Here is a 25881-nt window from a genome sequence, read left to right as displayed (position 1 = left end):
GTGACCTATGATTTTAACAGTCACAATGAACCCATCCATTGATATTTCCTATCCCTTGGATGAGTTAAAGATTGATACTGTCAATCGTGTGGTGGATGTAACCAAAACAGCTGGTGGTAAGGGACTCAATGTTACCCGAGTGCTTTCAGAATTTGGTGATTCTGTTCTTGCTACTGGTTTAGTCGGTGGCAAACTTGGTGAGTTTTTGGTTGAAAATATCGATGATAAAGTAAAGAAAGATTTCTTCTCTATTCAGGGAGAAACTCGTAACTGTATCGCTATTCTCCACGGAGACAACCAAACAGAAGTTCTTGAAAAAGGTCCTGAAGTATTGGAACAGGAAGGTCAAGACTTTTTGGAACATTTCAAAAATCTCCTAGAGTCAGTTGAAGTAGTAGCTATCTCAGGTAGTCTGCCAGCTGGCCTTCCAGTTGATTACTATGCGAGCTTGGTAGAACTTGCTAATCAAGCTGGTAAGCCTGTTGTTTTGGACTGCTCTGGTGCAGCACTTCAGGCGGTTCTTGAATCACCACATAAACCAACAGTCATCAAACCAAATAATGAGGAACTGTCTCAGCTTCTAGGAAGAGAAGTTTCTGAGGATTTGGATGAATTAAAAGAGGTCCTTCAAGAACCTTTGTTTGCAGGTATTGAATGGGTTATTGTTTCACTTGGTGCTAACGGTGCCTTTGCCAAACATGGCGACACTTTCTACAAGGTAGATATTCCTAGAATTCAGGTGGTCAACCCTGTCGGATCTGGAGACTCTACTGTGGCAGGGATTTCTTCAGGACTTCTTCATAAAGAATCGGATGCAGAATTACTCATCAAGGCAAATGTTCTTGGTATGCTCAATGCTCAAGAAAAAATGACTGGTCATGTCAACATGTCCAACTATCAAGCTCTATATGAACAATTAATAGTAAAAGAGGTATAAAATGGCTTTAACAGAACAAAAACGTGCACGCTTAGAAAAACTTTCTGATGAAAATGGAATCATCTCAGCTCTTGCTTTTGACCAACGTGGTGCTTTGAAACGCCTCATGGCTCAACACCAAACAGAAGAACCAACTGTGGCTCAAATGGAAGAACTTAAAGTCTTGGTAGCAGATGAATTGACTAAATACGCTTCATCAATGCTTCTTGACCCTGAATATGGACTTCCAGCGACTAAAGCTCTTGATGAAAAAGCTGGTCTTCTCCTTGCTTATGAAAAAACAGGTTATGATACAACAAGCACAAAACGCTTGCCAGACTGCTTGGATGTTTGGTCTGCAAAACGTATTAAAGAAGAAGGTGCAGATGCAGTTAAATTCTTGCTTTACTATGATGTAGATAGCTCAGACGAACTTAACCAAGAAAAACAAGCTTACATCGAACGTATCGGTTCTGAGTGTGTGGCTGAAGATATCCCATTCTTCCTTGAAATCCTTGCTTACGATGAAAAAATTGCTGACGCAGGTTCTGTAGAATACGCGAAAGTAAAACCACACAAAGTTATCGGTGCTATGAAAGTCTTCTCAGACCCACGCTTTAACATTGATGTATTGAAAGTAGAAGTTCCTGTTAACATTAAATATGTTGAAGGTTTCGCTGAAGGTGAAGTAGTTTATACACGTGAAGAAGCAGCAGCCTTCTTCAAAGCTCAAGATGAAGCAACTAACTTGCCTTACATCTACTTGAGTGCTGGTGTATCAGCTAAACTTTTCCAAGATACTCTTGTATTTGCTCATGAATCAGGTGCAAACTTTAACGGAGTTCTTTGTGGCCGTGCTACATGGGCTGGATCAGTTGAAGCTTACATCAAAGATGGTGAAGCAGCAGCTCGCGAATGGCTTCGCACAACTGGATTTGAAAACATTGACGAGTTGAATAAAGTTCTTCAAACAACAGCGACTTCATGGAAAGAACGCGTTTAAATTTAACAACAAATAATGATAGTAGCTTTGTCTATTATCATTATTTTCTATAGATAAAATTTTTGGAAGTAGCTCTCATGTTTGAAATATTTATTTGTGAAGACGACATAAATCTACAATTTTTTTTAGAAGATGAAGTTAGAAAAATTACAGAAGAGCATAATTGGAAAGTGAAGAGTCTCAATTTTTTTAATTCATTAGAGAAAGTTCCTGTTTCCAAAACTAGCTTCGGTTCGGAGCAACTTTATATATTCCATATTGATGTTTATAATTATCATAAAATTTTAGAATCGTGTTCTTTGTTGAGATTAAAAAATCCTGTAGCATCTATAATATTTCTCACACAGGATGTATCATTGATGGAATTGATTTTTCATGCAAAGGTTTCTGCATTAGACTGTATTAAATTTAGTAAGAAAAATTTGATGATTGATCAATTGGAAAATTGCCTAGTATTTATTTTGGATCGCGTAATGATGTTAAAGAATATTGATTTTTATTTCATTCTAAAACTTAAAACAGGTACAATTCATATGCCTTTTGATGATATTTTATATTTTGAAACAAGTGATCCTCATAGAATTACCTTGCATACCAAATACACAGATATACAAATTTATTCTACATTAAATAAGATTTGTGAAGCAGATAGAAGATTATTTAGGTGTCATAGATCGTACGCCATCAATTGTGATTGTATCGATTTCTTTTCTAAGAAAGAAGGGATGCTTTATTTAATTAATGGAGATATGTGCCCTGTTTCCAAAAAATAAAATTTCTTCACTTCTAGAAATATTGGAAAATAAATAAAGGATTTCTAAGTCCATTTAGGAAGAATAATCGAGATATTTAGGAATTTTAGGTTGTTACAGAGATTAAAATGTTATAATATATTTGTCAAATGCATTAGACAAATATATTATAAGGAGGATATAGAAATGGATAACAAACTCTTATTCGAAACCATTTCTACAGATGCTTTACAGGAAATTGTTGGTGGATAATCTGCTAATTGTAGATGGGCAGCCATTACCTGTGCTCATGATATTGCTTTAGCGGGTCTGGGAACATCAGATCCAGCTAGTGCATGCGCTTATATGCGTCATGTGTGTAACTGATTCTAACTAACTATAAAGAATTGTGCCTCCTTTAGATGTTATCTATTTTGGAGGTGCAGTCTTTTACTTACAACGAATAAGCTTTTTTACTTCAAAGATAAAATAATTTATCTTTGAATTTCGTTGTCTTTCTACTGGAAAGGACTTATCATGGCTATTTTAAAAATCTATTCTAGATTACTGGGTTCAATATTAAAAAAGACTCATGAGATTGTTTTTGTTGTTAATTTTAGAAAACTAGGTTATATTCCTGAGTTTGATGAAAGTTTTAAATTAATAGGGAAGTGGTATGTTACAACTACTGATGAATGGGTGTGTCATTCAGATTATGATTTTAATGAATTCCAAAAACTTTTCTTACGCATTGTAAAGATACAAGATTCAGAAAAAACATTAGTGAATTTCTCAACTGATTATTACCCTTATGGCTTAGTTATGTAAGGATAGTAAAATGAGGTAGAGACTCTAATATTATTCAGATCTCAAGGAGATTGAAACTCTGATTTTAATGTTGGTTGAGTCTTTGCCTATTTTTTAATGTAGCCCTACCAGAGGTTTTTTATGAAATCAAATCCTATCAAATTTTTAAATTATCTTAAAAAAAATATTTCGACAGTCCACTCAGAAAAAGTAAAACAGACAATTGAGGAAATAGTATTATTAGTAGATTCAGATGATTGGATAGATGAAGGAGAAGTTTTATTAGATGAGCAAGAAAATATCAAAAGCTTTAGTATAGACGAGAGTGTCACACTATCTGTTGTCTATATAGTGAAAAATGAAGAAAATTATATCTTAAACAGTTTGGAAAGCATAGATTGGATAGCTGATGAAATTGTTATAGTAGATACGGGTTCTACCGATAGAACGGTGGAAATAATCCAAAATTTGTCGGATGACCGAATTAAACTGAGTCATTTCAAATGGAATAATGATTTTTCAGAAGCTAGAAATTTTGCAATAAGACAGTCAAAGTGTGATTGGATACTGGTTTTAGATGCTGATGAATTATTGATGGACAAAAAGACATTACTAAAGGATATGTTAGCTTATTTTGCTATGTTTGAAAATTTACAATCAACCATATTTAATTTAAAAATAAGAAGGAGTAAAGAAACGTATAGAACCGGTAAGATATTTAAGAATGTTTCATCTATAAGTTATAAAGGGAAAGTACATGAGGTACTTACTTGTGAAGAAAAAACTAAACATATTAATCTAGATATAGAAGTTCAAGGAGAGAATAGAGTTACAACTGATAAAAAAGAATTATACAATTCTCTTCTGTTAGAAAATATTAGTATGTACCCTGCGGAGCCAAGATGGGTGTATTTATATTTAAGAGATAATTTAGATACATTATCTAAAGAGGATATAATTGATTTCTCAAAGCATTTTTTAATAGATAGTACGGACTACTATATTGTTCGCATAAAAATTCTAGTTTGTATTAAATTAATACAAATCGGACACTTTGAGGAGTTTATTGAAAAATTTGAAGAAATAGAAGCTGACGGAATCCGATTTTCTGATTTTGTTTTTTTAAACTTTTTATATAAACTTTTGAAGCTTCAGAATGAAATTAGTGAAATTTCTATCGATTATTTTACTATATTTAATAAAATATCCTCTTTTGATTGTGATGATAGAATTTTTTCGGATAAATATTTTCAATCATTACTTGGGACTTTCTTAATATATGGAGGAATGTTTAGAAAGGCTACCACGGTATATAAATCAATGTTAGAAAACGATGGCGATATACCATGGTATTTCACAAACTCAAGTTTAAATGATTTTTTAAGGCATTAACTTTTTACTTTTTTAAAAAGGTGAAAAATTAATCCAATTAATCTAATAAACACTTTCTGATGAAAAAACACAAAAAAATTTAAAAAAGTTACATGTAAAGGTTTACAAAATAACTTGCTTGTGATATACTTAAATCACAAGTTAATACAAGGTGAGTGTTACTAAGTAATATTAGGCATGATCACAGGTGAATTAGAAATCGGCTGATTTTCTAGTTCATTTGTGGTCATTTTTTGTACTCATATACCTTTAAGATATAAAAGGAGGTTGACATGTATCGAATTCTAAATCCAATAAATCATAATGTCTCGCTTGTCAGAAATGATAAAGGAGAAGAAGTGATTGTGATTGGTAAGGGGATTACATTTGGAAAGAAGAAGGGAGATTTGATTGCTGAACAGCAGGTGGAGAAAATCTTTCGGATGAAGACCGAAGAGTCAAGAGAAAACTTTATGGCTCTTCTCAAAGATGTTCCGCTAGATTTTATCACAGTGACCTATGAGATCATTGATAAGCTTTCAAAGAAGTATCACTATCCGATTCAAGAATATCTCTACGTAACCTTGACAGACCATATTTACTGTTCTTATCAAGCTCTAGCACAAGGAAGGTACAAGGATAGTAATCTGCCAGATATTTCCATTAAGTATCCTGTCGCTTTTCAAATTGCAAATGAAGCATTTGAAATTTACCGTCAGAAGCTAGCGGATCATTTTCCTGAGGACGAAATTATTCGGATTGCTTACCATTTCATTAATGCCGAAGGTGAAAATGAAGTGGAACTTGTGGAGTCGATTGATAAGAGGAAAGAAATTCTCAGGAATGTTGAAGAAGTGCTAAAGGGTTATGCAATTCAACGAACCAAAGAGAATAATCATTTCTATGATCGTTTTATGATTCATTTGAATTATTTCTTGGATTATTTAGACAGATCTAGAGATGATAACCAATCACTTCTGGATATGGAAGATCATATTAAACAATCCTATCCAAAAGCCTTCGAGATTGGTTCCAAGATCTATGATGTGATTACGCAACATACAGGTCTTGATTTGTATAAGAGTGAACGAGTTTATCTAGTTCTACATATCCAACGTTTATTGTCATAAAAATTTATTTAAAACTATATAAGGAGAATTCTATCATGAATAGAGAAGAAGTAACATTGTTAGGTTTTGAAATCGTAGCCTATGCTGGCGATGCTCGTTCAAAATTATTGGAAGCCTTGAAGGCTGCTGAAGCTGGTGATTTTGCGAAAGCGGACACTTTGGTAGAGGAAGCTGGTAGCTGTATTGCAGAGGCTCACCACGCGCAAACAAGTCTATTAACTAAGGAAGCTTCTGGTGAGGACTTAGCCTATAGTGTGACCATGATGCACGGTCAAGATCACTTGATGACAACCATCTTGTTAAAAGATTTGATGCACCATTTAATTGAACTCTACAAGAGAGGAGTTAAGTAATGAATAAATTAATTGCATTTATCGAGAAAGGAAAGCCTTTCTTTGAGAAACTATCTCGTAATATCTATCTTCGTGCTATTCGTGATGGTTTCATTGCAGGTATGCCTGTTATTCTCTTCTCAAGTATCTTTATCTTGATTGCCTTTGTACCAAACTCATGGGGCTTTAAATGGTCTGATGAAGTTGTAGCTTTTCTGATGAAACCTTACAGCTATTCTATGGGTATTCTGGCTCTCTTGGTAGCTGGTACAACAGCTAAGTCATTGACCGACTCAGTAAACCGTAGCATGGAGAAGACCAATCAAATCAACTATATGTCAACATTGTTGGCAGCAATTGTTGGTTTGTTGATGTTGGCAGCTGATCCTATCGAAAATGGTCTAGCTACTGGATTCTTGGGGACAAAAGGTTTGCTTTCAGCCTTCCTTGCTGCCTTTGTTACCGTAGCCATCTATAAGGTTTGTGTTAAGAACAACGTCACTATTCGTATGCCTGACGAAGTTCCACCAAATATCTCACAAGTCTTTAAAGATGTGATTCCATTCACTCTATCAGTTGTTTCTCTTTATGCTCTTGATTTACTAGCTCGTCATTTTGTTGGTGCTAGTGTAGCAGAATCAATCGGTAAATTCTTTGCACCATTATTCTCTGCTGCTGATGGTTATCTAGGTATTACCATTATCTTTGGTGCCTTTGCCTTCTTCTGGTTTGTTGGTATCCATGGTCCATCTATCGTTGAGCCTGCTATCGCAGCTATTACCTATGCAAATGCCGAAGTCAACTTGAACCTTCTCCAACAAGGTATGCACGCTGACAAGATTCTTACTTCTGGTACACAAATGTTTATCGTTACCATGGGTGGTACAGGTGCGACACTAGTTGTTCCATTCATGTTCATGTGGTTGACAAAATCGAAACGTAATCGTGCAATCGGACGTGCTTCAGTAGTTCCAACATTCTTTGGTGTAAACGAACCAATCTTGTTTGGTGCTCCATTGGTATTAAATCCAATCTTCTTCATTCCATTTATTTTTGCTCCTATCGTAAACGTTTGGATCTTTAAATTCTTCATTGAAACTCTTGGAATGAATTCATTTACTGCTAATCTACCATGGACAACCCCAGCTCCACTAGGTCTAGTTCTTGGTACGAACTTCCAAGTTCTATCATTCATTCTTGCTGCTCTTCTAATCGTGGTTGACGTAGTCATTTACTATCCATTCCTTAAGGTCTATGATGAACAAATTCTAGAAGAGGAACGTTCAGGTAAATCTAATGATGAATTGAAAGACAAAGTTGCTGCAAACTTCAACACTGCAAAAGCAGATGCTATTCTTGAGAAAGCGGGTGTAGAAGCAGCACAAAATACCATCACTGAAGAAACAAATGTCCTCGTTCTCTGTGCAGGTGGAGGTACAAGTGGTCTCCTTGCAAATGCTTTGAACAAGGCAGCTGCAGAATACAATGTTCCTGTGAAAGCAGCAGCAGGTGGCTATGGTGCTCACCGTGAAATGTTGCCAGAGTTTGATCTAGTTATCCTTGCACCTCAAGTTGCTTCAAACTTTGAAGACATGAAAGCAGAAACTGATAAACTTGGTATTAAACTTGCGAAAACAGAAGGCGCTCAATACATCAAATTAACTCGTGATGGAAAAGGTGCTCTTGCATTCGTACAAGCTCAATTCGATTAACGATAGGGACTGTGAAACAGTCTCCTCTCGTTACGGAAATCGCTATGGCGAATTTCCTAATCGCCTTGTTAATTCGTCGGTAAAAAGATATTGTTTTTACCTTCTCATGTCACAATTCGATTAACGATAGGGACTCTGAAATAGTCTCCTATCGTTACGGAAATCGCTATGGCGAATTTCCTAATCGCCTTGTTAATTTGTCGGTAAAAAGATACCGTTTTTACCTCCTCATGTCACAATTCGGTGACTTGGTACAAGAAGTGAGATGGAGAAGGATGGCTCACTGACTCCTCTCCTCTCACTTTTACTTTATTTAAATCAAGAAATAGGTGAAAAAAATGACAAAAACATTACCAAAAGACTTTATTTTCGGTGGCGCAACAGCTGCCTATCAAGCAGAAGGTGCTACACATACTGATGGTAAAGGACCAGTAGCGTGGGATAAATATCTTGAAGATAACTACTGGTACACTGCAGAACCAGCCAGTGATTTTTACAATCGATACCCAGTTGACCTCAAGTTGGCAGAAGAGTATGGTGTCAATGGCATTCGAATTTCTATTGCTTGGTCACGTATTTTCCCGACTGGTTATGGTCAAGTAAATCAGAAAGGTGTTGAGTTTTATCATAATTTATTTGCAGAGTGTCACAAACGTCACGTTGAGCCTTTTGTAACTCTTCATCACTTTGACACGCCAGAAGCTCTCCACTCAAATGGAGACTTCTTAAATCGTGAAAATATCGAACACTTTGTAGACTATGCTGCCTTCTGTTTTGAAGAATTTTCAGAAGTAAACTATTGGACAACCTTTAATGAAATTGGACCAATCGGTGATGGTCAATACTTGGTTGGTAAATTCCCTCCAGGTATTCAGTACGACCTTGCCAAAGTCTTCCAATCGCACCACAATATGATGGTGTCTCATGCACGCGCGGTAAAATTGTATAAAGAGAAAGGCTATAAAGGTGAAATTGGTGTGGTTCATGCTCTGCCAACTAAGTACCCACTTGATCCTGAAAATCCTGCAGATGTTATTGCGGCAGAATTGGAGGACATTATCCATAACAAATTTATCTTGGATGCAACTTATCTGGGGCACTACTCTGAAAAGACTCTGGCAGGGGTAGAGGCTATCTTGGCTGCCAATGGTGGTAGCTTAGATCTTCGTGAAGAAGATTTCGAAGTATTAGAAGCCGCAAAAGACTTGAATGACTTCCTAGGAATTAACTACTATATGAGCGACTGGATGGAAGCCTTTGATGGAGAAACTGAAATCATCCATAATGGTAAAGGTGAAAAAGGAAGCTCTAAATACCAAATCAAAGGTGTTGGTCGTCGTGTAGCTCCTGATTATGTACCACGTACGGACTGGGATTGGATTATCTACCCTCAAGGTTTGTATGACCAAATCATGCGCGTGAAGAAAGATTATCCGAACTACAAGAAGATTTACATCACTGAAAATGGTCTTGGATATAAAGATGAGTTCGTTGATAACACTGTTTACGATGATGGTCGTATTGATTATGTGAAACAACACTTGGAAGTATTATCCGATGCTATTGCAGATGGTGCAAACGTCAAAGGATACTTCATCTGGTCATTAATGGATGTCTTCTCATGGTCAAACGGTTATGAAAAACGTTACGGTCTCTTCTATGTAGACTTTGAAACTCAAGAACGTTATCCTAAGAAATCAGCTCACTGGTACAAGAAAGTAGCGGAAACTCAAGTGATTGAGTAGTAGAATGAGTAATTAGATATAGAATTCTAGTGAGGCAAAAAGATGTTCAAAGATTTTATCCAATCTATTTATGAAAAAGTTTATATTATAAATTTCGAAAAATGCTCTCAAATACCTTGTTTGACTAATGAGGAGCTGAAAAAACTTGGGAAATGGTATGTCTCTACCGGTAAAGAATGGATTTGTCATTCAGACTATGAGTTGGAAGAATTTAAAAATATCTTTTTAAATTTTATCAGTCCTGAAGAACGGGATAATATCTCCTTTGATTCAGATTTTATGCCGTTTCAACAATCATAAAGAATCTAGGAAACTCTTTGTAAAAATCTTCATCTAAAAATGCGTCATATCAAGATTCTTATTTTCTTGATATGACGCATTTTATATTTTTATTAATCCTCATTTTTATGGTTTAGAAAGAATAATTTTTGTTTGTTTTGAAAGTTGTTCGAAGGTTTCTTTGCTCAGTTTAGAGTCTGAAACGATGGTATCAATATCAGAGATATTGTAGAAGGTATAGAAATCAAATTTATTGAACTTACTGTTGTCAGCTAGTAAGTATTTTTTATTGGAATTATTGAGGGCGATGCGTTGAGATTCACCTTCCTCTTCACTAAAGGTCGCAATCGCATTGTCCTTAATACCATTACAGCTAACGAAGGCTTTAGAAAATTGTAAATTGGCCAAGTTTTGCAAGGTTAGTGTTCCGACAAAGGCTCCAGTAATAGAGCGATAGTTTCCACCAATTAAAATCAAATCTGTTAGTTTTCGTTCGTTTAAGATGAGAAAGACTGGTAAACTGTTTGTTACAACACGGATATTATCGATTGGAAGTTCACGGGCAAAAGATTCCAAGGTTGTCCCTGGACCAATAAAAATGGTTTCCCCTTCATCGATTAAATGGCCTGCAAAACGGCTGATTTCTTGTTTTTCTGCGATTTGTAAGCTTTGTTTTTCAATATTGGAACGTTCATTGTTTAAAATGGAGCCTGTACGAATTTTTTCAGCTCCTCCATGCACACGAACAAGTAGATCCTTGTCTGCCAACTCTTGCAAGTAGCGTCTAGCAGTCATATCTGACACATCTAAGCGAGTCATGATTTCTTTTACAGTAATAGTTCCCTTTGTATTTACCGTTTCTAGAATATTATCTAGTTTTTCCTGCTTTAGCATCGTTATCACCTCTATTTCTATTACTATTTTATCATAAAGTATTCAATCAATCAATTTAAAAAACAAAAGAAAACAAAAACAAAAATATCATGGTTGTTTTAAACAAACCATGATATTTGTTATCGCTTCTGAAATAGTTGACTTAATCCAAACCGTAGTTGTAGTCATCGTCTTGCATGGCTTCAACTTCACCAAGAAGGTAGCCATTTCCGACTTGAGAGAAGAAGTCGTGGTTAGATGTTCCTGTTGAAATACCGTTCATGACGATTGGGTTGACATCATCTGCTGAGTCTGGGAAGAGTGGATCTTGTCCCAGGTTCATGAGCGCCTTGTTAGCATTGTAGCGAAGGAAGGTCTTGACTTCTTCCGTCCAACCAACACCGTCATAGAGGCTTTCTGTGTAGCCTTCTTCATTTTCATAAAGAGTATAAAGCAGGTCGTACATCCATTCTTTGAGTTTTTCTTGCTCTTCTTCAGGTAATTCATTGAAACCGAGCTGGAATTTATAACCAATGTAGGTTCCGTGAACTGACTCATCACGAATGATCAATTTGATAATTTCAGCGACGTTGGCTAGTTTATTGTTACCAAGATAGTAGAGGGGAGTGAAGAAACCAGAGTAGAAGAGGAAGGTTTCAAGGAAGACACTGGCAACTTTCTTTTCAAGTGGGCTACCGTTTAGGTAGATTTCGTTGACGATCTCAGCCTTCTTTTGCAGGTAAGGATTGGTATTGGTCCATTCGAAAATTTCTTCAATCTCAGCCTTAGTATTCAAGGTAGAAAAGATTGATGAGTAAGATTTTGCGTGGACAGATTCCATAAATTGGATGTTATTGAAAACAGCTTCCTCGTGCGGTGTACGGATGTCTGCGCGAAGGGCTTGAACCCCAGTTTCAGATTGCATAGTGTCGAGAAGGGTTAAACCACCAAAGACTTTTCCAACCAAGTCTTTTTCTACATTTGATAGCTTTCTCCAGTCATCCAAGTCATTTGACAAAGGAATACGTGTATCAAGCCAGAATTGCTCCGTCAGTTTTTCCCAAGTTGATTTGTCGATGACATCTTCGATGGCATTCCAGTTAATGGCTTTGTAGTAAGTTTCCATTTTGAAATCTCTTTCTGTGTTTAGTATTGCGAACTCACAATTACTTCTATTTTATCATAATTCTAGAGGAGTATCGCACAAAAAGTCGGAAGTCCGACTTTTGTGTTTTTCCATAGTATAGGTGCTTATTCCAGTTTAGTTTAGCAGGGTGAATGAATCACTAATTTGAGAAAAAGTAGTTTCCTCAAGCAAAGATTAAATCACACAGCTTTCACATTGGTTGGCACCGACTTCTCCACCATCATCTGTAAAGGTACGGACGTAGTAGATAGACTTGATTCCCTTGTTAAAGGCATAGTTACGAAGGATAGACAAGTCACGTGTCGTTTGCTTATTTTCCTTCTTCCATTCGTAAAGACCTTTTGGAATGTCACTACGCATGAAGAGAGTGAGTGAAAGTCCTTGGTCCACGTGCTCAGTTGCGGCAGCATAGACATCAATCACCTTACGCATATCCATGTCGTAGGCAGAAGTGTAGTAAGGAATGGTTTCTGTTGACAAGCCAGCAGCAGGGTAGTAGATTTTACCGATTTTCTTTTCTTGACGTTCTTCGATACGTTGCGTAATCGGGTGGATAGAAGCAGAAACATCATTGATGTAACTGATAGAACCATTTGGCGCTACAGCAAGGCGGTTTTGGTGGTAAAGACCATCTGCTTGAACCTTGTCACGAAGTTCAGCCCAGTCAGCAGCACTTGGGATAAAGACATCTTTGAAGAGTTCTTTAACACGGTCTGATTTTGGAACAAATTCGCCAGTTACATACTTGTCGAAGTAGCTTCCGTTAGCATAGTCTGATTTTTCAAAGTTGTGGAAGGTGATACCACGTTCACGCGCGATATTGTTTGACTCAACCAAGGTCCAGTAGTTCATGAGCATGAAGTAGATGCTAGTAAACTCAACAGACTCAGGCGATCCATATTCAATCAATTGTTGTGCAAGGTAGCTGTGAAGTCCCATGGCACCAAGACCAAAGGTATGAGCTTGGCTATTCCCGTGGTCGATGGTAGGAACAGCTACGATGTGTGAACTATCTGTAACGAAAGTAAGGGCACGAACCATAGCACGGATAGAACGACCAAAGTCAGGTGAAGTCATCATGTTAACCACGTTGGTTGAACCAAGGTTACATGAAACATCTGTTCCCATTTGAAGGAATTCTTGAGCATCGTTGATCAAGCTTGGTTCTTGGACTTGAAGAATTTCAGAACACAAGTTACTCATGATAATCTTACCATCAACAGGATTTGCACGGTTAGCTGTGTCGATGTTGACTACATAAGGGTAGCCAGATTCTTGTTGCAATTTAGAGATTTCAGTTTCCAAATCACGCGCCTTGATTTTTGTCTTGCGGATATTTGGATTTGCGACTAGTTCATCGTATTTCTCAGTGATGTCGATGTAGTTGAATGGTACACCGTATTCAAGTTCTACAGAGTAAGGACTGAAGAGGTACATTTCTTCATTTTTACGTGCTAATTCGTAGAATTTATCGGGTACTACAACACCAAGTGAAAGGGTCTTTACACGAACTTTTTCATCGGCGTTTTCTTTCTTAGTTGAAAGGAAGGCGATAATATCTGGGTGGAAGACGTTGAGGTAGACAACACCGGCACCTTGACGTTGACCCAATTGGTTTGAGTAAGAGAAGCTATCTTCGAAAAGTTTCATAACTGGAACGACCCCAGAAGCTGCTCCTTCATAGCCTTTGATAGGTGCACCAGCTTCACGAAGGTTGCTGAGGGTAATTCCCACACCACCACCGATACGTGAAAGTTGAAGAGCTGAGTTGATAGAACGTCCGATAGAGTTCATATCATCAGTTACTTGGATCAGGAAACATGATACTAATTCTCCACGACGAGCACGTCCAGCATTCAAGAAGGAAGGAGTAGCTGGTTGGTAGCGTTGGTGGATGATTTCATTGGCAATATCGATGGCAATAGCTTCATTCCCATCAGCGAAATAAAGGGCGTTAAAGAAGACGCGGTCTTCCATGCTTTCAAGATAATATTCACCGTCGTTAGTTTTCAAAGCATATTGATTGTAAAATTTATAAGCTGCCATGAAAGACTTGAATTGGAAGTTTTGGTCTTTGATAAATTGAGACAATTCTTCCAAAAACTCTGGACGGTATTTCTTGATAAAGGCTGTTTCGATGTAGTTGTGTTCAATGAGGTAGTTGATTTTATCTTTGATTGAATCAAAAACCATAGTGTTTGGAACTACATTTTCTTTAAAGAAGGCATCCAAGGCTTCCTTATCTTTATGAAGCATGATTTGTCCATTGACAGGACGGTTGATTTCGTTATTGAGACGGAAGTAAGTCACGTCTTCAAGATGTTTTAATCCCATAAAATTTCCCTTATCTAATTACAAAAGAAAGGCTTCTAAGTTAGCCCTAGAAGCAGTTTCTTCTGGATGATGTACTAAGATTATGCTAATTGTTTCAGTTTTCCTGGTTGGAAACCTGAAAAGACTTCAGTTGGTGTTTGGATAACAGGAGCTGCGCTGAAACCGAGCTCTTTAACTTGATCGATGTACTCAGGTTGCTCATCAAGATTGATTTCACGATAAGCGACATTATTACTGTCCAAGAAACGTTTGGTCATCTTACATTGGACACAGTTGTTTTTAGAATAAACGGTTACCATTGTGTAACTCCTCTTTCAAAATAGATTACTTTCTTAGTATATCAGAAAATAAATTTTTGTCAATGATTTAAAACTAAATATAGTGGTCTATTTTTCTACTCAAGCCCACAAAACACAATATGTAGTGTTTGATTTGTGAAAAGATGATAATTATCCTATAAGTTGTTTTTTGAAAAACTATATCCTGTGTTTTGTTATCTAGAATAGAAGATTTTCAGCAAGTTATCTGAAAGGAAATCGAATAAATCCCATAAAATGCTTGAAAAAAATCCTAGAAGATGATATAATACCAAATTGTAAGGGTTATCACATATAACTCAAAAAAGAAAGAACAAAAGGAGAGTCAAACTATGGCTTCTAAAGATTTCCACGTAGTGGCAGAAACAGGTATTCACGCACGTCCAGCAACATTGTTGGTACAAACTGCTAGCAAATTTGCTTCAGATATCACTCTTGAGTACAAAGGTAAATCAGTTAACCTTAAATCAATCATGGGTGTTATGAGTCTTGGTGTTGGCCAAGGTGCTGACGTAACTATCTCAGCTGAAGGTGCAGATGCAGATGACGCTATCGCTGCAATCTCAGAAACAATGGAAAAAGAAGGATTGGCATAAGGAAAATGACAGAAATGCTTAAAGGAATCGCAGCATCTGATGGTGTTGCAGTTGCAAAAGCATATCTACTCGTTCAACCGGATTTGTCATTCGAGACTGTTTCAGTCGAAGATACAAACGCAGAAGAGGCTCGTTTGGATGTAGCTCTTGAAGCTTCTCAAAACGAGCTTTCTCTTATCCGTGAGAAAGCTGTAGGTACGCTTGGTGAAGAAGCGGCTCAAGTTTTTGACGCTCATTTGATGGTTCTTGCTGACCCAGAATTGATTGGTCAGATTAAAGAAACAATCCGTGCTAAGAAAGTCAATGCTGAAGCAGGTCTTAAAGAAGTGACTGACATGTTCATCACTATCTTTGAAGGCATGGAAGACAACCCATATATGCAAGAACGTGCAGCGGATATCCGCGACGTGACAAAACGTGTATTGGCAAATCTTCTTGGTAAGAAATTGCCAAACCCAGCTTCTATCAATGAAGAAGTAATCGTGATTGCGCATGACTTGACACCATCTGATACAGCTCAATTGGACAAAAACTTTGTAAAAGCTTTTGTAACAAACATCGGTGGACGTACAAGCCACTCAGCTATCATGGCACGTACACTTGAAATTGCAGCTGTATTGGGAACAAATAACATCACTGAAGTAGTGAAAGACGGCGATATCCTTGCCGTTAACGGAATTACTGGTGAAGTGATTATCAACCCAACAGATGAACAAGCGGCAGAATTTAAAGCAGCTGGTGAAGCTTATGCTAAACAAAAAGCTGAATGGGCACTTTTGAAAGATGCTCAAACAGTGACTGCTGACGGTAAACACTTCGAGTTGGCTGCTAACATCGGTACTCCAAAAGACGTTGAAGGTGTTAACAACAACGGTGCAGAAGCTGTTGGACTTTACCGTACAGAGTTCTTGTACATGGATTCTCAAGACTTCCCAACTGAAGATGAGCAGTATGAAGCATACAAGGCTGTTCTTGAGGGAATGAATGGTAAACCAGTGGTTGTTCGTACGATGGATATCGGTGGAGATAAGGAACTTCCTTACTTCGATATGCCACATGAAATGAACCCATTCCTTGGATTCCGTGCTCTTCGTATCTCTATTTCTGAAACTGGAGATGCAATGTTCCGTACACAAATCCGTGCCCTTCTTCGTGCTTCTGTTCATGGTCAATTGCGTATCATGTTCCCAATGGTTGCGCTCTTGAAAGAATTCCGTGCAGCTAAAGCAGTTTATGAAGAAGAAAAAGCAAACCTTCTTGCTGAAGGTGTTGCAGTTGCGGATGACATCCAAGTTGGTATCATGATTGAAATCCCTGCAGCAGCGATGCTTGCAGACCAATTTGCAAAAGAAGTAGACTTCATGTCAATTGGTACAAACGACTTGATCCAATACTCAATGGCAGCAGACCGTATGAACGAGCAAGTTTCATACCTTTACCAACCATATAACCCATCAATCCTTCGCTTGATCAACAACGTTATCAAGGCAGCTCACGCTGAAGGTAAATGGGCTGGTATGTGTGGTGAGATGGCTGGTGACCAAAAAGCTGTTCCACTTCTTGTCGGAATGGGCTTGGATGAGTTCTCTATGTCAGCAACATCAGTACTTCGTACACGTAGCTTGATGAAGAAATTGGACACTGCTAAGATGGAAGAGTACGCTAACCGTGCCCTTACAGAGTGTTCAACAATGGAAGAAGTTCTTGAACTTCAAAAAGAATACGTTAACTTCGACTAATGTCATTAACCTTGTAACCTAGTTGCAAGGTTTTTTGACGCATTTTGGAAAAGTATAGTCTAATAAACTCCACTTTTCAATGAGACAGAGGCATGATATAATAGGGGGAAACAAATAGAATAAGAGAGAAACCATGTCTAAAGAAATTGATATTGAGTACTACCACCAGCTAGCTTTACAAAAGCAGAAGGAGCATCGAAAAGTTTTAGCCAATCTAAAGAAAAAACCTCCTAAAAACCTAGACAAGCTAGCTCAGCAGATTCACCAAGAAGTCTTTGAGGAGATTGATTGCACTGCCTGTGCCAACTGTTGCAAGACATTGGGGCCTGACTTTAAAGAAGCGGATATTACACGAATCGCCAAGTATTTTAAGATGAAATTACCAGCTTTTGAAGCAGAGTTTTTGCAGGTAGATGAAGATGGCGATAAGGTTTTTAAATCCATGCCTTGCCCATTTTTAGGAGGAGATAATCTCTGTTCCATCTATGAAGTTCGTCCAAAGGCCTGTCGAGAGTTTCCCCATACGGACCGTAAAAAAATCCATCAAATCAACCATTTGACGATTAAGAATACTTTGACCTGTCCAGCAGCCTATCTCTTTGTTGAGAAATTAAAGGATAAGTTATAGAGATTTAAAGGATAAAAAATCTCTAATAATAACTAGTAATATGAAAGGAGTACTCCTGTGCCTAGACCGAAAACAAAAGAGGAGCTAATGCTGGCCTCTAAGGAAAACTATGACAAGCTCAATCGTTTCATCTCCCAACTAAGTGAAGATGAGCTACAGACTCCATTTGATTTTTCAAGAGACTCAAAGAAAAAAGAAGCTCACTGGAAAAGGGATAAAAATCTACGGGATGTCTTGATCCATCTTTATGAATGGCAGCAGTTACTTTTGACTTGGGTACATTCTAATCAAGAAGGTCACGAAAGACCTTTTCTCCCTGAACCTTATACTTGGAAAACTTATGGAGAAATGAATGTCGCTTTTTGGAAGAAGCACCAGAAAACCTCCTTAGAAGAAGCGACTAGACTCCAAGAACAATCACATAGGAAGGTTTTAGAGTTGATAGAAGTTTTTAGCAATGACGAACTCTTTACCAAAGGTGGCTATAAGTGGACCGGCGGAACAAGTCTAGGTTCCTACTTTGTTAGTAGCACGTCAAGCCACTATGATTGGGCTCTGAAAAAACTCAAAGCTCATCGGAAGAATTGTAAAGGATAGATGGCCTATTTGAAATTGCAAGAATGAGTTCTTTTAAACGTAATACTCTTCGAAAATCAAATTCAAACTGCGTCAACGTCGCCTTGCCGTACTCAAGTACAGCCTGCGGCTAGTTTCCTAGTTTGCTTTTTGATTTTCATTGAGTATAAGATAAAAGCAAAGGGCCATCAAGTGATGTAGCCCTTTTGAGTTATACAAGCAAATTACCATGCAAAAGCTGTCGTTGGAGCATTGAGCGCTTCTAACCATTGTTTATTTTTAGCAGGGCAAAGAGTTACGGATATACCTGCCATATCTAGACTGGTCATAAATGTTCCTGATTTTATAAAAGTAATAGTGACTCCTTCAATTTCTAAGAGTTGAAGGAGATCATTGATAAATATGCCCATTTCTAAGTTGCTGGTAGTGCCTAGATTATTTACAAGCAATATAAATTGATCCCCATGTTTCCAATGATAGTGTAATCTTAATTTACTTATAATTTCATTTGCAAGGATTTCCGATGATTGGAATGGGACGATACGATATCCTTCTTCGCCATGTATCCCAATACCATAAGAAATATTTCCTTCTTCCAAGTTAAATAGTGGAAGGGTGGCTTGGGGGAGACTAGCAGCTTTCGTTGCAAAGCCAATTGTTGCGATTTCGGGAGCAAGTTCATGACCTAAATCGGTTAGTTGTTCTATGTCAGCTCCATTTTGAGCTGCATATCCTAGAATTTTATGAAGTAAAATAGTCCCTGCAAGCCCTCTTCCTCTAATTTGAAATCTATTGTGAGGTTCAATAGAAATATCGTCGTGTGCTAGACTATAGCCAACCTTAATTCCTTCTTGTCTAGCAGTATTAATGGCCCAGCTAAATTCTTTGGTGTCTGCTTCGAAATTTTTTACAATGATGAAGACACCGTGACCATTGTTTAAAAAACGAATGGACTCTAAGATTTCAGTTCTTGTAGGAGGAGTAAATAATTGGCCATAGATAGCAGCAGTAAGCATTCCTTCTCCCACATATCCAATATGAGCAGGTTCGTGACCGGAACCTCCACCCGACAATATTGGAACCTGATGAGGATTGCGATTTTTTTGATGGACTAGTGGTAAAGTAGGGTGTTTTTCTAATTCAGGATGACTGCTGACAGTTGCCGAAATGTAACTTGAAATAATTTTCTGTTTATGATTTGAAATAAATGTCATTGTGGTCTCTTTCCAATAATTGTCATGATTAGAAAGTCTGGTTGTGGAACTGGACTTTTTTTATTGACGTAAGCCTTCACGATTTCTGCTAGAGCATGTGAATGATAGTCTAACAAAAAGCAAGTATAAGCAGATGAATCGATATCAATCTGACCGTATTCTCTTAAAATTTTTGATACAAGCAAGCGACAGTAGCTGATAAAGTGATCATAGAAGTTATTTTGCCCTTGAATATCAAAAAGTTGAATATAAAAGTCACGCTCTTGTTCGAAATAAAAAAATAATTCTTGTAATAGTTTTTGGCCCGAAATGAAGTCCAAGTTATTGGTGATATACTCGGTTAAGTCATTTTCAAATATCCAGTCTAGCAGTTCATATTTGTCAAGAAAGTGATTATAAAAGGTCTGTCTACGAATGCCAGCTGATTCCATGATATCTACAATGGAGATTTTGTCAAATTCTCTAGTAGCTAAAAGGTCTCTAAATGCCTTGGTAATCCGTTTTTTTGTAATAAGTGATGATGCCATAGGAAGCCTTTCTTTTACTTACTTCATTTTACCAAAAAAATGTTTTAAACGGGTTTAAAAGGGGACAAATAATAGAATCTGTCCCTTATCATCTAGCAATAAAAAATATATAATGAAAGCGAAAACAAAGATACATGCCGAAAGGAGTTTCTCATGAAAAAAATTATAAATGAACCGACACAAGTTGTTGATGAAATGTTGCAGGGATTGTCATTCATGCATGATGACTTGGTAGAACGCTTAGATGGTTTTGATGTCATCGTTAGAAAGGCAGAAAAGACAGGAAAAGTTGGACTCATTTCAGGTGGAGGTTCAGGACATGAACCAAGTCATGCTGGATTTGTAGGAGATGGAATGTTGTCTGCTGCCATTTGTGGAGCAGTCTTCACTTCACCTACTCCGGACCAAATTTTAGAAGCCATCAAGGCGGCTGATGAAGGTGCTGGAGTTTTCATGGTCATCAAGAACTATTCTGGGGACATCATGAATTTTGAAATTGCACAAGAACTTGCTGAAATGGAAGGTATTGATGTAGCAAGTGTTGTAGTCGATGATGATATTGCGGTTGAAAATAGTCTCTATACCCAAGGTCGTCGAGGTGTCGCAGGTACTATATTAGTCCATAAAATTTTGGGTGATGCGGCTCGTTCTGGTAAAACATTATCTGAAATGAAGGACTCGGCCGACAAACTTGTCTTAGAAATTAAAACAATTGGCTTAGCTCTATCTGGCGCTACTGTTCCAGAAGTTGGCAAACCAGGTTTTGTTCTAGAAGATGATGAATTTGAATACGGAGTTGGTATCCACGGTGAACCGGGATATAAGAAAGAGAAGATGCAACCCTCAGCACAATTGGCCTCAGAATTGGTTGAAAAGTTATCTGAAGGTTTCCAACTTAAAGCTGGAGAACGCTATGGCCTTCTCATCAATGGTTTAGGAAGCACTCCTCTTATGGAGCAATACGTATTTGCAAATGATGTGGCTAAATTACTCCATGAAAAAGGTGTTGAGTTGGCATTTAAGAAAATTGGAAACTATATGACATCAATCGATATGGCTGGATTATCATTAACATTGATTCGATTGGCAGATGATGAGTGGTTGGATGCTCTAAATACACCTGTTACTACCCCAGCTTGGTAAAACTCAAGGAGGATATGTCGCATGAATGTTGAACAAGCTCTTGAATGGATGAAGCTTTTTAATGAAAAGATTCAAGAACAGAAAGATTACCTTAGTGAGCTAGACACTCCTATAGGAGATGGTGACCACGGTGGAAATATGGCACGTGGCATGGCTGCAGTTATGGAAAACTTAGAAGGAAAGCAATTTGAGACAAGTAGTGATGTTTTTAAACTTGTGTCAATGCAACTACTGAGTAAGGTAGGCGGTGCTTCTGGTCCCTTGTATGGCTCTGCTTTTATGGGCATGGCCAAGGCTGATTCAAATTCGAAATTAGAAGAAATCTTACAAAGTGGTTTGGATATGATTGTCAAACGTGGGAAAGCAGAAGTTGGAGAAAAGACAATGGTTGATGTTTGGACTCCTGTTATTGCAGCCTTGTCTGATGGCCAGTTGACTCAAGAGGTTATTGATCAGGTAGTGAATGCTACCAAAGATTTACTTGCAACTAAAGGAAGAGCATCTTATGTAGGGGAACGTTCTCTTGGACATATTGATCCTGGATCATTCTCATCAGGATTACTCTTTACTGCTCTATTAGAAACTGGGGTGGTTTAATGGGAAGTATTGGTCTTGTTATCGTTTCACATTCCAAAAAAATTGCACATGGTGTTGTTGAACTGATTAGTGAAGTGGCTAAAGATGTTCCGATTACTTATGTAGGAGGAACCGAAGATGGAGGAATTGGAACTAGTTTTGATCAAGTAGATAGGGTTATTTCTGAAAATCCAGCAGATACTTTACTTGCCTTTTTTGACCTAGGTTCTGCTAAAATGAATTTAGAAATGGTGGCTGATTTCAGTGATAAGAGTATCATCATCAACAGTGTTCCAATTGTAGAAGGCGCCTATACTGCAGCTGCTCTTCTTCAGACTGGGGCAGAACTGTCGGTTATTCAAACACAGTTGGCGGAACTTGAAATCAATAAATAAGGAATTTACTATAACTCTTTTTATAGGTGGGTTATTGATTATCACTACTATCAAAGTTTAAGTAAATAATTTCAAAATCAGAAAGGGATTGCTTGCGCAGTTCCTTTTTAATGTAAAAGGAGTGGAATCATAGCGTTTCTAAATTGTTAATACTCTTCGAAAATCAAATTCAAACCACGTCAACGTCGCCTTGCCGTACTCAAGTACAGCCTGCGGCTAGTTTCCTAGTTTGCTCTTTGATTTTCATTGAGTATAATAATTCAAAACTGATTGTGATGGGACTATTCTAGCTTTAGAATCCTTCAAAAATTTAGATTTAAAGCAATCAATGGTTTAGAAGAGTGTAAAAACATTTACTTTATAGGAATTCTAGGTCTAAAATTACATATATATTTATGAAGTTAGTGTATTCGATAGTTAGGATTGTTCTATTCTGAAAGATTTTGACAATCAAAAGTCTAGAAGAGTGATTTATAAGTATACTTGTAGCCTTTAGTTGCGATAATTGTATGTCAAATAGATGGAATAAATTGGTATGGCTTTCTTACTTTATGCTATAATATTCATAATTCTTTTCAGAAAGGAAAACTCTCAAATTGTCCTACAAATTTCTACTTTTCGACCTTGACCACACTCTTCTTGATTTTGATGCTGCTGAGGATGTGGCTTTGACGCAACTTCTAAAAGAAGAAGGGGTTGCAGATATTCAGGCCTACAAAGACTTTTACGTTCCCATGAACAAGGCTCTCTGGAAGGATTTGGAGCAAAAGAAAATTAGTAAACAAGAGCTGGTTAACACGCGCTTTTCTCGTTTATTTTCTCATTTTGGACTGGAGAAAGATGGTAGTTTTCTAGCCCAACGTTACCAATTTTACTTAGCCCAACAGGGACAAACGATTTCTGGCGCTCATGAACTTTTGGACAGCCTCATCGAGCGTGATTATGACTTGTATGCTGCGACAAATGGCATTACTGCCATTCAGACAGGGCGTTTGGCTCAATCTGGTCTGGCACCTTATTTCAATCAAGTCTTTATCTCTGAACAGCTGCAAACACAAAAGCCGGATGCTCTTTTTTATGAAAAAATTGGTCAACAGATTGCAGGTTTTAGCAAAGAAAAGACGCTGATGATTGGAGACTCTCTAACCGCCGACATTCAAGGCGGCAATAATGCTGGGATTGACACGATTTGGTACAATCCTCATCAACTCGAAAATCCCACACAAGCCCAGCCAACCTACGAAGTCCATTCTTACCGAGACTTGCTGGATTGTTTAGATAAACTGTAAAAAGTGGTTTAGACAGCCACTTTTTGCTATAATAGAGGCAGTAAAAACGAAGGAGTCGGCTATGGAACACTCGTCTTGGCATGCTTTGATTAAGGAGCAGTTACCTGCTGGTTATTTCGGGAAAATCAATCAGTTTATGGAGCAGGTCTATGCTCAAGGAACTGTTTATCCACCTAAGGAAAAGGTTTTTCAGGCTCTCTTGACTACACCGCTTGAAGAAGTGAAGCTAGTGATTCTGGGGCAAGACCCCTATCACGGACCAGGTCAAGCGCAGGGTTTGAGTTTTTCTGTACCTGACTCTATCCCAGCTCCGCCATCCTTGCAAAATATCTTGAAAGAATTGTCAGATGATATCGGAGTTAAGAAATCCCATGATTTGACAGCTTGGGCTGAGCAAGGAGTCTTACTTCTCAATGCTTGCTTGACTGTTCCTGCTGGACAGGCTAATGGTCATGCTGGGCAGATATGGGAGCCTTTTACGGATGCTGTGATTCAGGTGGTCAATCGTCTGGATAGACCAGTGGTCTTTGTACTTTGGGGAGCTTATGCACGCAAGAAGAAGGTCTTAGTTACCAATCCTCATCACTTGATTATCGAATCAGCCCATCCCAGTCCTTTATCTGTTTACAGAGGATTTTGGGGTTCCAAGCCTTTTTCTAAGGCCAATACATTCTTAAAAGAGACAGGACAAGAGCCAATCGATTGGCTTAGATAAGGAGAAAATATGCCTCAGTTAGCGACGATTTGCTACATTGATAACGGAAAAGAACTGCTCATGCTCCACCGTAATAAGAAACCCAATGATGTTCATGAAGGGAAATGGATTGGCGTGGGTGGTAAGCTAGAGCGTGGTGAGACACCTCAAGAATGCGCGGCGCGTGAAATCCTCGAAGAAACAGGGCTCAAAGCCAAGCCAGTTCTAAAAGGTGTTATCACTTTTCCAGAATTTACGCCAGATTTAGACTGGTACACCTATGTTTTTAAGGTGACGGAGTTTGAGGGCGACTTGATTGACTGCAATGAGGGGACGCTAGAATGGGTTCCCTATGACGAGGTTTTGAGTAAGCCTACTTGGGAAGGTGACCATACCTTTGTTGAGTGGCTTTTAGAGGATAAACCCTTCTTTTCAGCCAAGTTTGTTTATGATGGGGATAAATTGTTGGATACCCAAGTTGATTTCTATGAATAAAGGAGAAAGCAGATGCTACTAATCAAAAATGGTCGTTTAATGGATCCCAAGTCTAGTTTGGATCAAGTGTGTGATGTCTTAGTCCAAGATGGGAAAATTATCAAAATTGCGCCTGAGATTAAAGAAGAAGGAGCAGAAATCTTAGATGCTACAGGTCTTGTAGTTGCTCCTGGTTTGGTTGATATCCATGTTCATTTCCGTGAACCTGGTCAAACACATAAAGAAGACATTCATACTGGGGCCCTTGCAGCTGCTGCAGGTGGTTTTACAACGGTTGTCATGATGGCTAATACTAGTCCAACCATTTCAGACGTTGAGACTTTGCAAGAAGTTCTCCAGTCAGCTGCCAAAGAAAAGATTCATGTCAAGACGGTTGCGACTATTACTAAGAACTTTAATGGCCAAGACTTGACTGATTTTAAGGCACTCTTAGAAGCTGGAGCTGTTGGTTTTTCTGATGACGGTATTCCTCTTGAGAGCAGTAAAGTGGTTAAGGAAGCCATGGAAGAAACCAAAAAACTCAATACCTTTATCAGCCTTCATGAGGAAGATCCAGGTTTGAATGGGATTCTTGGATTTAATGAAAACATTGCTAAAGAACATTTCCATATCTGCGGTGCGACTGGGGTGGCTGAGTATGCTATGATGGCGCGTGATGTCATGATTGCCTATGCAACCAAGGCTCATGTTCACATTCAGCATTTGTCTAAGGAAGAAAGTGTTAAAGTGGTGGAGTTCGCTCAAGGATTGGGGGCGCAAGTCACAGCAGAAGTAGCGCCACAGCATTTCTCTAAGACAGAAGCCCTCCTTTTGACACAAGGAAGCAACGCCAAGATGAATCCGCCGCTTCGTTTGGAGTCGGACCGTCGTGCAGTTATCGAAGGTCTCAAGTCAGGTGTTATCACAGTTATCGCAACTGATCACGCGCCTCACCATGCGGATGAAAAAAATGTCGAGGATATCACCAAAGCGCCATCTGGTATGACTGGTTTGGAAACCTCTCTGTCTCTCGGTTTGACTTATTTGGTGGAAGCTGGGGAATTGACCTTGATGGAATTGCTAGAAAAAATGACCTACAACCCAGCCAAACTTTACAATTTTGAAGCAGGTTACTTGGCTGAGAATGGTCCAGCGGATATCACTATTTTTGATGCTGAGGCTAACCGCCTTGTGGACTCCCATTTTGCTTCCAAAGCAGCTAATTCACCATTCATCGGTGAAACCTTAAAAGGGCAGGTTAAATATACCATCTGTAAGGGACAAATCGTCTATCGAAACTAGGTGGGAGTCTACTCTGTAAACAAAAAGAATA

The 25881-nt window shown here is 38.2% G+C and carries 27 protein-coding genes; 21 read left to right on the top strand and 6 right to left on the bottom strand.

Annotated elements, in window-relative coordinates; genetic code table 11:
• The first annotated feature begins 7 nt into the window (after positions 1-7).
• The 10 genes from ACLNCP_RS01125 to ACLNCP_RS01080 all read left to right on the top strand — a co-directional run bounded on the left by ACLNCP_RS01125 (position 8) and on the right by ACLNCP_RS01080 (position 10047).
• Positions 8-937 carry a tagatose-6-phosphate kinase gene (locus ACLNCP_RS01125; RefSeq protein ID WP_424843910.1) on the top strand — a complete coding sequence of 310 codons (930 nt, stop codon included), beginning with the start codon at positions 8-10 and terminating at the stop codon, positions 935-937.
• 1 nt (position 938) lies between these two features.
• Positions 939-1919: a tagatose-bisphosphate aldolase gene (gene lacD, locus ACLNCP_RS01120; protein ID WP_001229114.1), complete on the top strand. Its 981-nt coding sequence runs from the start codon at positions 939-941 to the stop codon at positions 1917-1919.
• A 77-nt stretch (positions 1920-1996) separates the two neighbouring features.
• Positions 1997-2692: a DNA-binding response regulator gene (locus ACLNCP_RS01115; protein ID WP_424843909.1), complete on the top strand. Its 696-nt coding sequence runs from the start codon at positions 1997-1999 to the stop codon at positions 2690-2692.
• Between the two features lie 495 nt (positions 2693-3187).
• Entirely contained in the window at positions 3188-3478 is a 291-nt protein-coding gene (locus ACLNCP_RS01110) for a DUF3884 family protein (protein WP_156012000.1), read from the top strand.
• Between the two features lie 120 nt (positions 3479-3598).
• Positions 3599-4849, top strand: a complete 1251-nt coding sequence (locus ACLNCP_RS01105; RefSeq protein WP_156012001.1) for a glycosyltransferase family 2 protein — start codon at positions 3599-3601, stop codon at positions 4847-4849.
• Positions 4850-5121: 272 nt separating this feature from the next.
• Positions 5122-5958: a PRD domain-containing protein gene (locus tag ACLNCP_RS01100; RefSeq protein WP_424843908.1), complete on the top strand. Its 837-nt coding sequence runs from the start codon at positions 5122-5124 to the stop codon at positions 5956-5958.
• Between the two features lie 35 nt (positions 5959-5993).
• Positions 5994-6311 (top strand): PTS lactose/cellobiose transporter subunit IIA, encoded by a 318-nt coding sequence (locus ACLNCP_RS01095; protein ID WP_001078329.1) that lies wholly within the window; start codon positions 5994-5996, stop codon positions 6309-6311.
• Complete coding sequence (locus tag ACLNCP_RS01090) at positions 6311-8002, top strand: lactose-specific PTS transporter subunit EIIC (RefSeq protein ID WP_424843907.1); 1692 nt, start codon at positions 6311-6313, stop codon at positions 8000-8002. Before ACLNCP_RS01095 ends, ACLNCP_RS01090 begins: the two co-directional genes overlap by 1 nt.
• Before the next feature lie 338 nt (positions 8003-8340).
• Complete coding sequence (gene lacG / locus ACLNCP_RS01085; RefSeq protein ID WP_261024741.1) at positions 8341-9747, top strand: 6-phospho-beta-galactosidase; 1407 nt, start codon at positions 8341-8343, stop codon at positions 9745-9747.
• A gap of 42 nt (positions 9748-9789) precedes the next feature.
• Positions 9790-10047 (top strand): DUF3884 family protein, encoded by a 258-nt coding sequence (locus tag ACLNCP_RS01080; protein WP_424843906.1) that lies wholly within the window; start codon positions 9790-9792, stop codon positions 10045-10047.
• Positions 10048-10152: 105 nt separating this feature from the next.
• Here ACLNCP_RS01080 and ACLNCP_RS01075 read toward each other — a convergent pair whose 3' ends face one another.
• The 4 genes from ACLNCP_RS01075 to nrdH form a co-directional block, all read right to left on the bottom strand.
• On the bottom strand, positions 10153-10920 hold the full coding sequence (locus ACLNCP_RS01075; RefSeq protein ID WP_000917573.1) for a DeoR/GlpR family DNA-binding transcription regulator: 768 nt from the start codon (positions 10918-10920) through the stop codon (positions 10153-10155).
• A 142-nt stretch (positions 10921-11062) separates the two neighbouring features.
• The gene (gene nrdF / locus ACLNCP_RS01070) at positions 11063-12025 is read right to left on the bottom strand and encodes a class 1b ribonucleoside-diphosphate reductase subunit beta (protein ID WP_000451386.1); all 963 of its coding nucleotides are present in this window, start codon (positions 12023-12025) and stop codon (positions 11063-11065) included.
• Positions 12026-12220: 195 nt separating this feature from the next.
• Complete coding sequence (gene nrdE, locus ACLNCP_RS01065) at positions 12221-14380, bottom strand: class 1b ribonucleoside-diphosphate reductase subunit alpha (protein WP_004254513.1); 2160 nt, start codon at positions 14378-14380, stop codon at positions 12221-12223.
• An 80-nt stretch (positions 14381-14460) separates the two neighbouring features.
• On the bottom strand, positions 14461-14679 hold the full coding sequence (nrdH, locus tag ACLNCP_RS01060; RefSeq protein WP_000259240.1) for a glutaredoxin-like protein NrdH: 219 nt from the start codon (positions 14677-14679) through the stop codon (positions 14461-14463).
• Positions 14680-15029: 350 nt separating this feature from the next.
• Between nrdH and ACLNCP_RS01055 the strand changes: the two genes are divergently transcribed.
• The 4 genes from ACLNCP_RS01055 (at position 15030) to ACLNCP_RS01040 (ending at position 18257) form a co-directional block, all read left to right on the top strand.
• Positions 15030-15293 (top strand): phosphocarrier protein HPr, encoded by a 264-nt coding sequence (locus ACLNCP_RS01055; RefSeq protein ID WP_000146947.1) that lies wholly within the window; start codon positions 15030-15032, stop codon positions 15291-15293.
• A 5-nt stretch (positions 15294-15298) separates the two neighbouring features.
• Entirely contained in the window at positions 15299-17032 is a 1734-nt protein-coding gene (ptsP, locus tag ACLNCP_RS01050; RefSeq protein WP_004241506.1) for a phosphoenolpyruvate--protein phosphotransferase, read from the top strand.
• Between the two features lie 133 nt (positions 17033-17165).
• On the top strand, positions 17166-17660 hold the full coding sequence (locus ACLNCP_RS01045; RefSeq protein ID WP_424843905.1) for a YkgJ family cysteine cluster protein: 495 nt from the start codon (positions 17166-17168) through the stop codon (positions 17658-17660).
• A gap of 57 nt (positions 17661-17717) precedes the next feature.
• A complete protein-coding gene (locus ACLNCP_RS01040; RefSeq protein WP_424843904.1) occupies positions 17718-18257 on the top strand; it encodes a ClbS/DfsB family four-helix bundle protein in 540 nt (179 codons plus the stop codon).
• Positions 18258-18460: 203 nt separating this feature from the next.
• Here the strand turns inward: ACLNCP_RS01040 and dhaQ are convergent, their stop codons facing one another.
• Positions 18461-19450, bottom strand: coding sequence for a DhaKLM operon coactivator DhaQ (gene dhaQ / locus ACLNCP_RS01035; RefSeq protein ID WP_424843903.1), 990 nt, complete (start codon positions 19448-19450; stop codon positions 18461-18463).
• Positions 19447-19977 carry a dihydroxyacetone kinase transcriptional activator DhaS gene (gene dhaS / locus ACLNCP_RS01030; protein ID WP_000168615.1) on the bottom strand — a complete coding sequence of 177 codons (531 nt, stop codon included), beginning with the start codon at positions 19975-19977 and terminating at the stop codon, positions 19447-19449. Before dhaS ends, dhaQ begins: the two co-directional genes overlap by 4 nt.
• A 153-nt stretch (positions 19978-20130) precedes the next feature.
• Between dhaS and dhaK the strand changes: the two genes are divergently transcribed.
• The 7 genes from dhaK to ACLNCP_RS00995 all read left to right on the top strand — a co-directional run bounded on the left by dhaK (position 20131) and on the right by ACLNCP_RS00995 (position 25850).
• The gene (gene dhaK / locus ACLNCP_RS01025) at positions 20131-21120 is read left to right on the top strand and encodes a dihydroxyacetone kinase subunit DhaK (protein ID WP_424843902.1); all 990 of its coding nucleotides are present in this window, start codon (positions 20131-20133) and stop codon (positions 21118-21120) included.
• 21 nt (positions 21121-21141) lie between these two features.
• On the top strand, positions 21142-21717 hold the full coding sequence (gene dhaL, locus ACLNCP_RS01020) for a dihydroxyacetone kinase subunit DhaL (protein WP_424843901.1): 576 nt from the start codon (positions 21142-21144) through the stop codon (positions 21715-21717).
• Complete coding sequence (gene dhaM, locus ACLNCP_RS01015; protein WP_024057030.1) at positions 21717-22091, top strand: dihydroxyacetone kinase phosphoryl donor subunit DhaM; 375 nt, start codon at positions 21717-21719, stop codon at positions 22089-22091. Before dhaL ends, dhaM begins: the two co-directional genes overlap by 1 nt.
• A 596-nt stretch (positions 22092-22687) precedes the next feature.
• Positions 22688-23380 (top strand): YjjG family noncanonical pyrimidine nucleotidase, encoded by a 693-nt coding sequence (locus ACLNCP_RS01010; RefSeq protein WP_023948175.1) that lies wholly within the window; start codon positions 22688-22690, stop codon positions 23378-23380.
• Between the two features lie 61 nt (positions 23381-23441).
• Positions 23442-24095, top strand: coding sequence for a uracil-DNA glycosylase (locus ACLNCP_RS01005; RefSeq protein WP_070527491.1), 654 nt, complete (start codon positions 23442-23444; stop codon positions 24093-24095).
• Between the two features lie 9 nt (positions 24096-24104).
• A complete protein-coding gene (locus ACLNCP_RS01000; RefSeq protein WP_001135768.1) occupies positions 24105-24569 on the top strand; it encodes an NUDIX hydrolase in 465 nt (154 codons plus the stop codon).
• A gap of 12 nt (positions 24570-24581) precedes the next feature.
• Complete coding sequence (locus tag ACLNCP_RS00995) at positions 24582-25850, top strand: dihydroorotase (RefSeq protein ID WP_424843900.1); 1269 nt, start codon at positions 24582-24584, stop codon at positions 25848-25850.
• Positions 25851-25881: the final 31 nt, after the last annotated feature.

Origin of the sequence: Streptococcus sp. CL6.35, from assembly GCF_049737915.1 — a bacterium.
Lineage (GTDB): Bacteria > Bacillota > Bacilli > Lactobacillales > Streptococcaceae > Streptococcus.
Note: the sequence above shows the minus strand (reverse complement) of the source record. Positions and strands in the feature narration are given on the sequence as shown.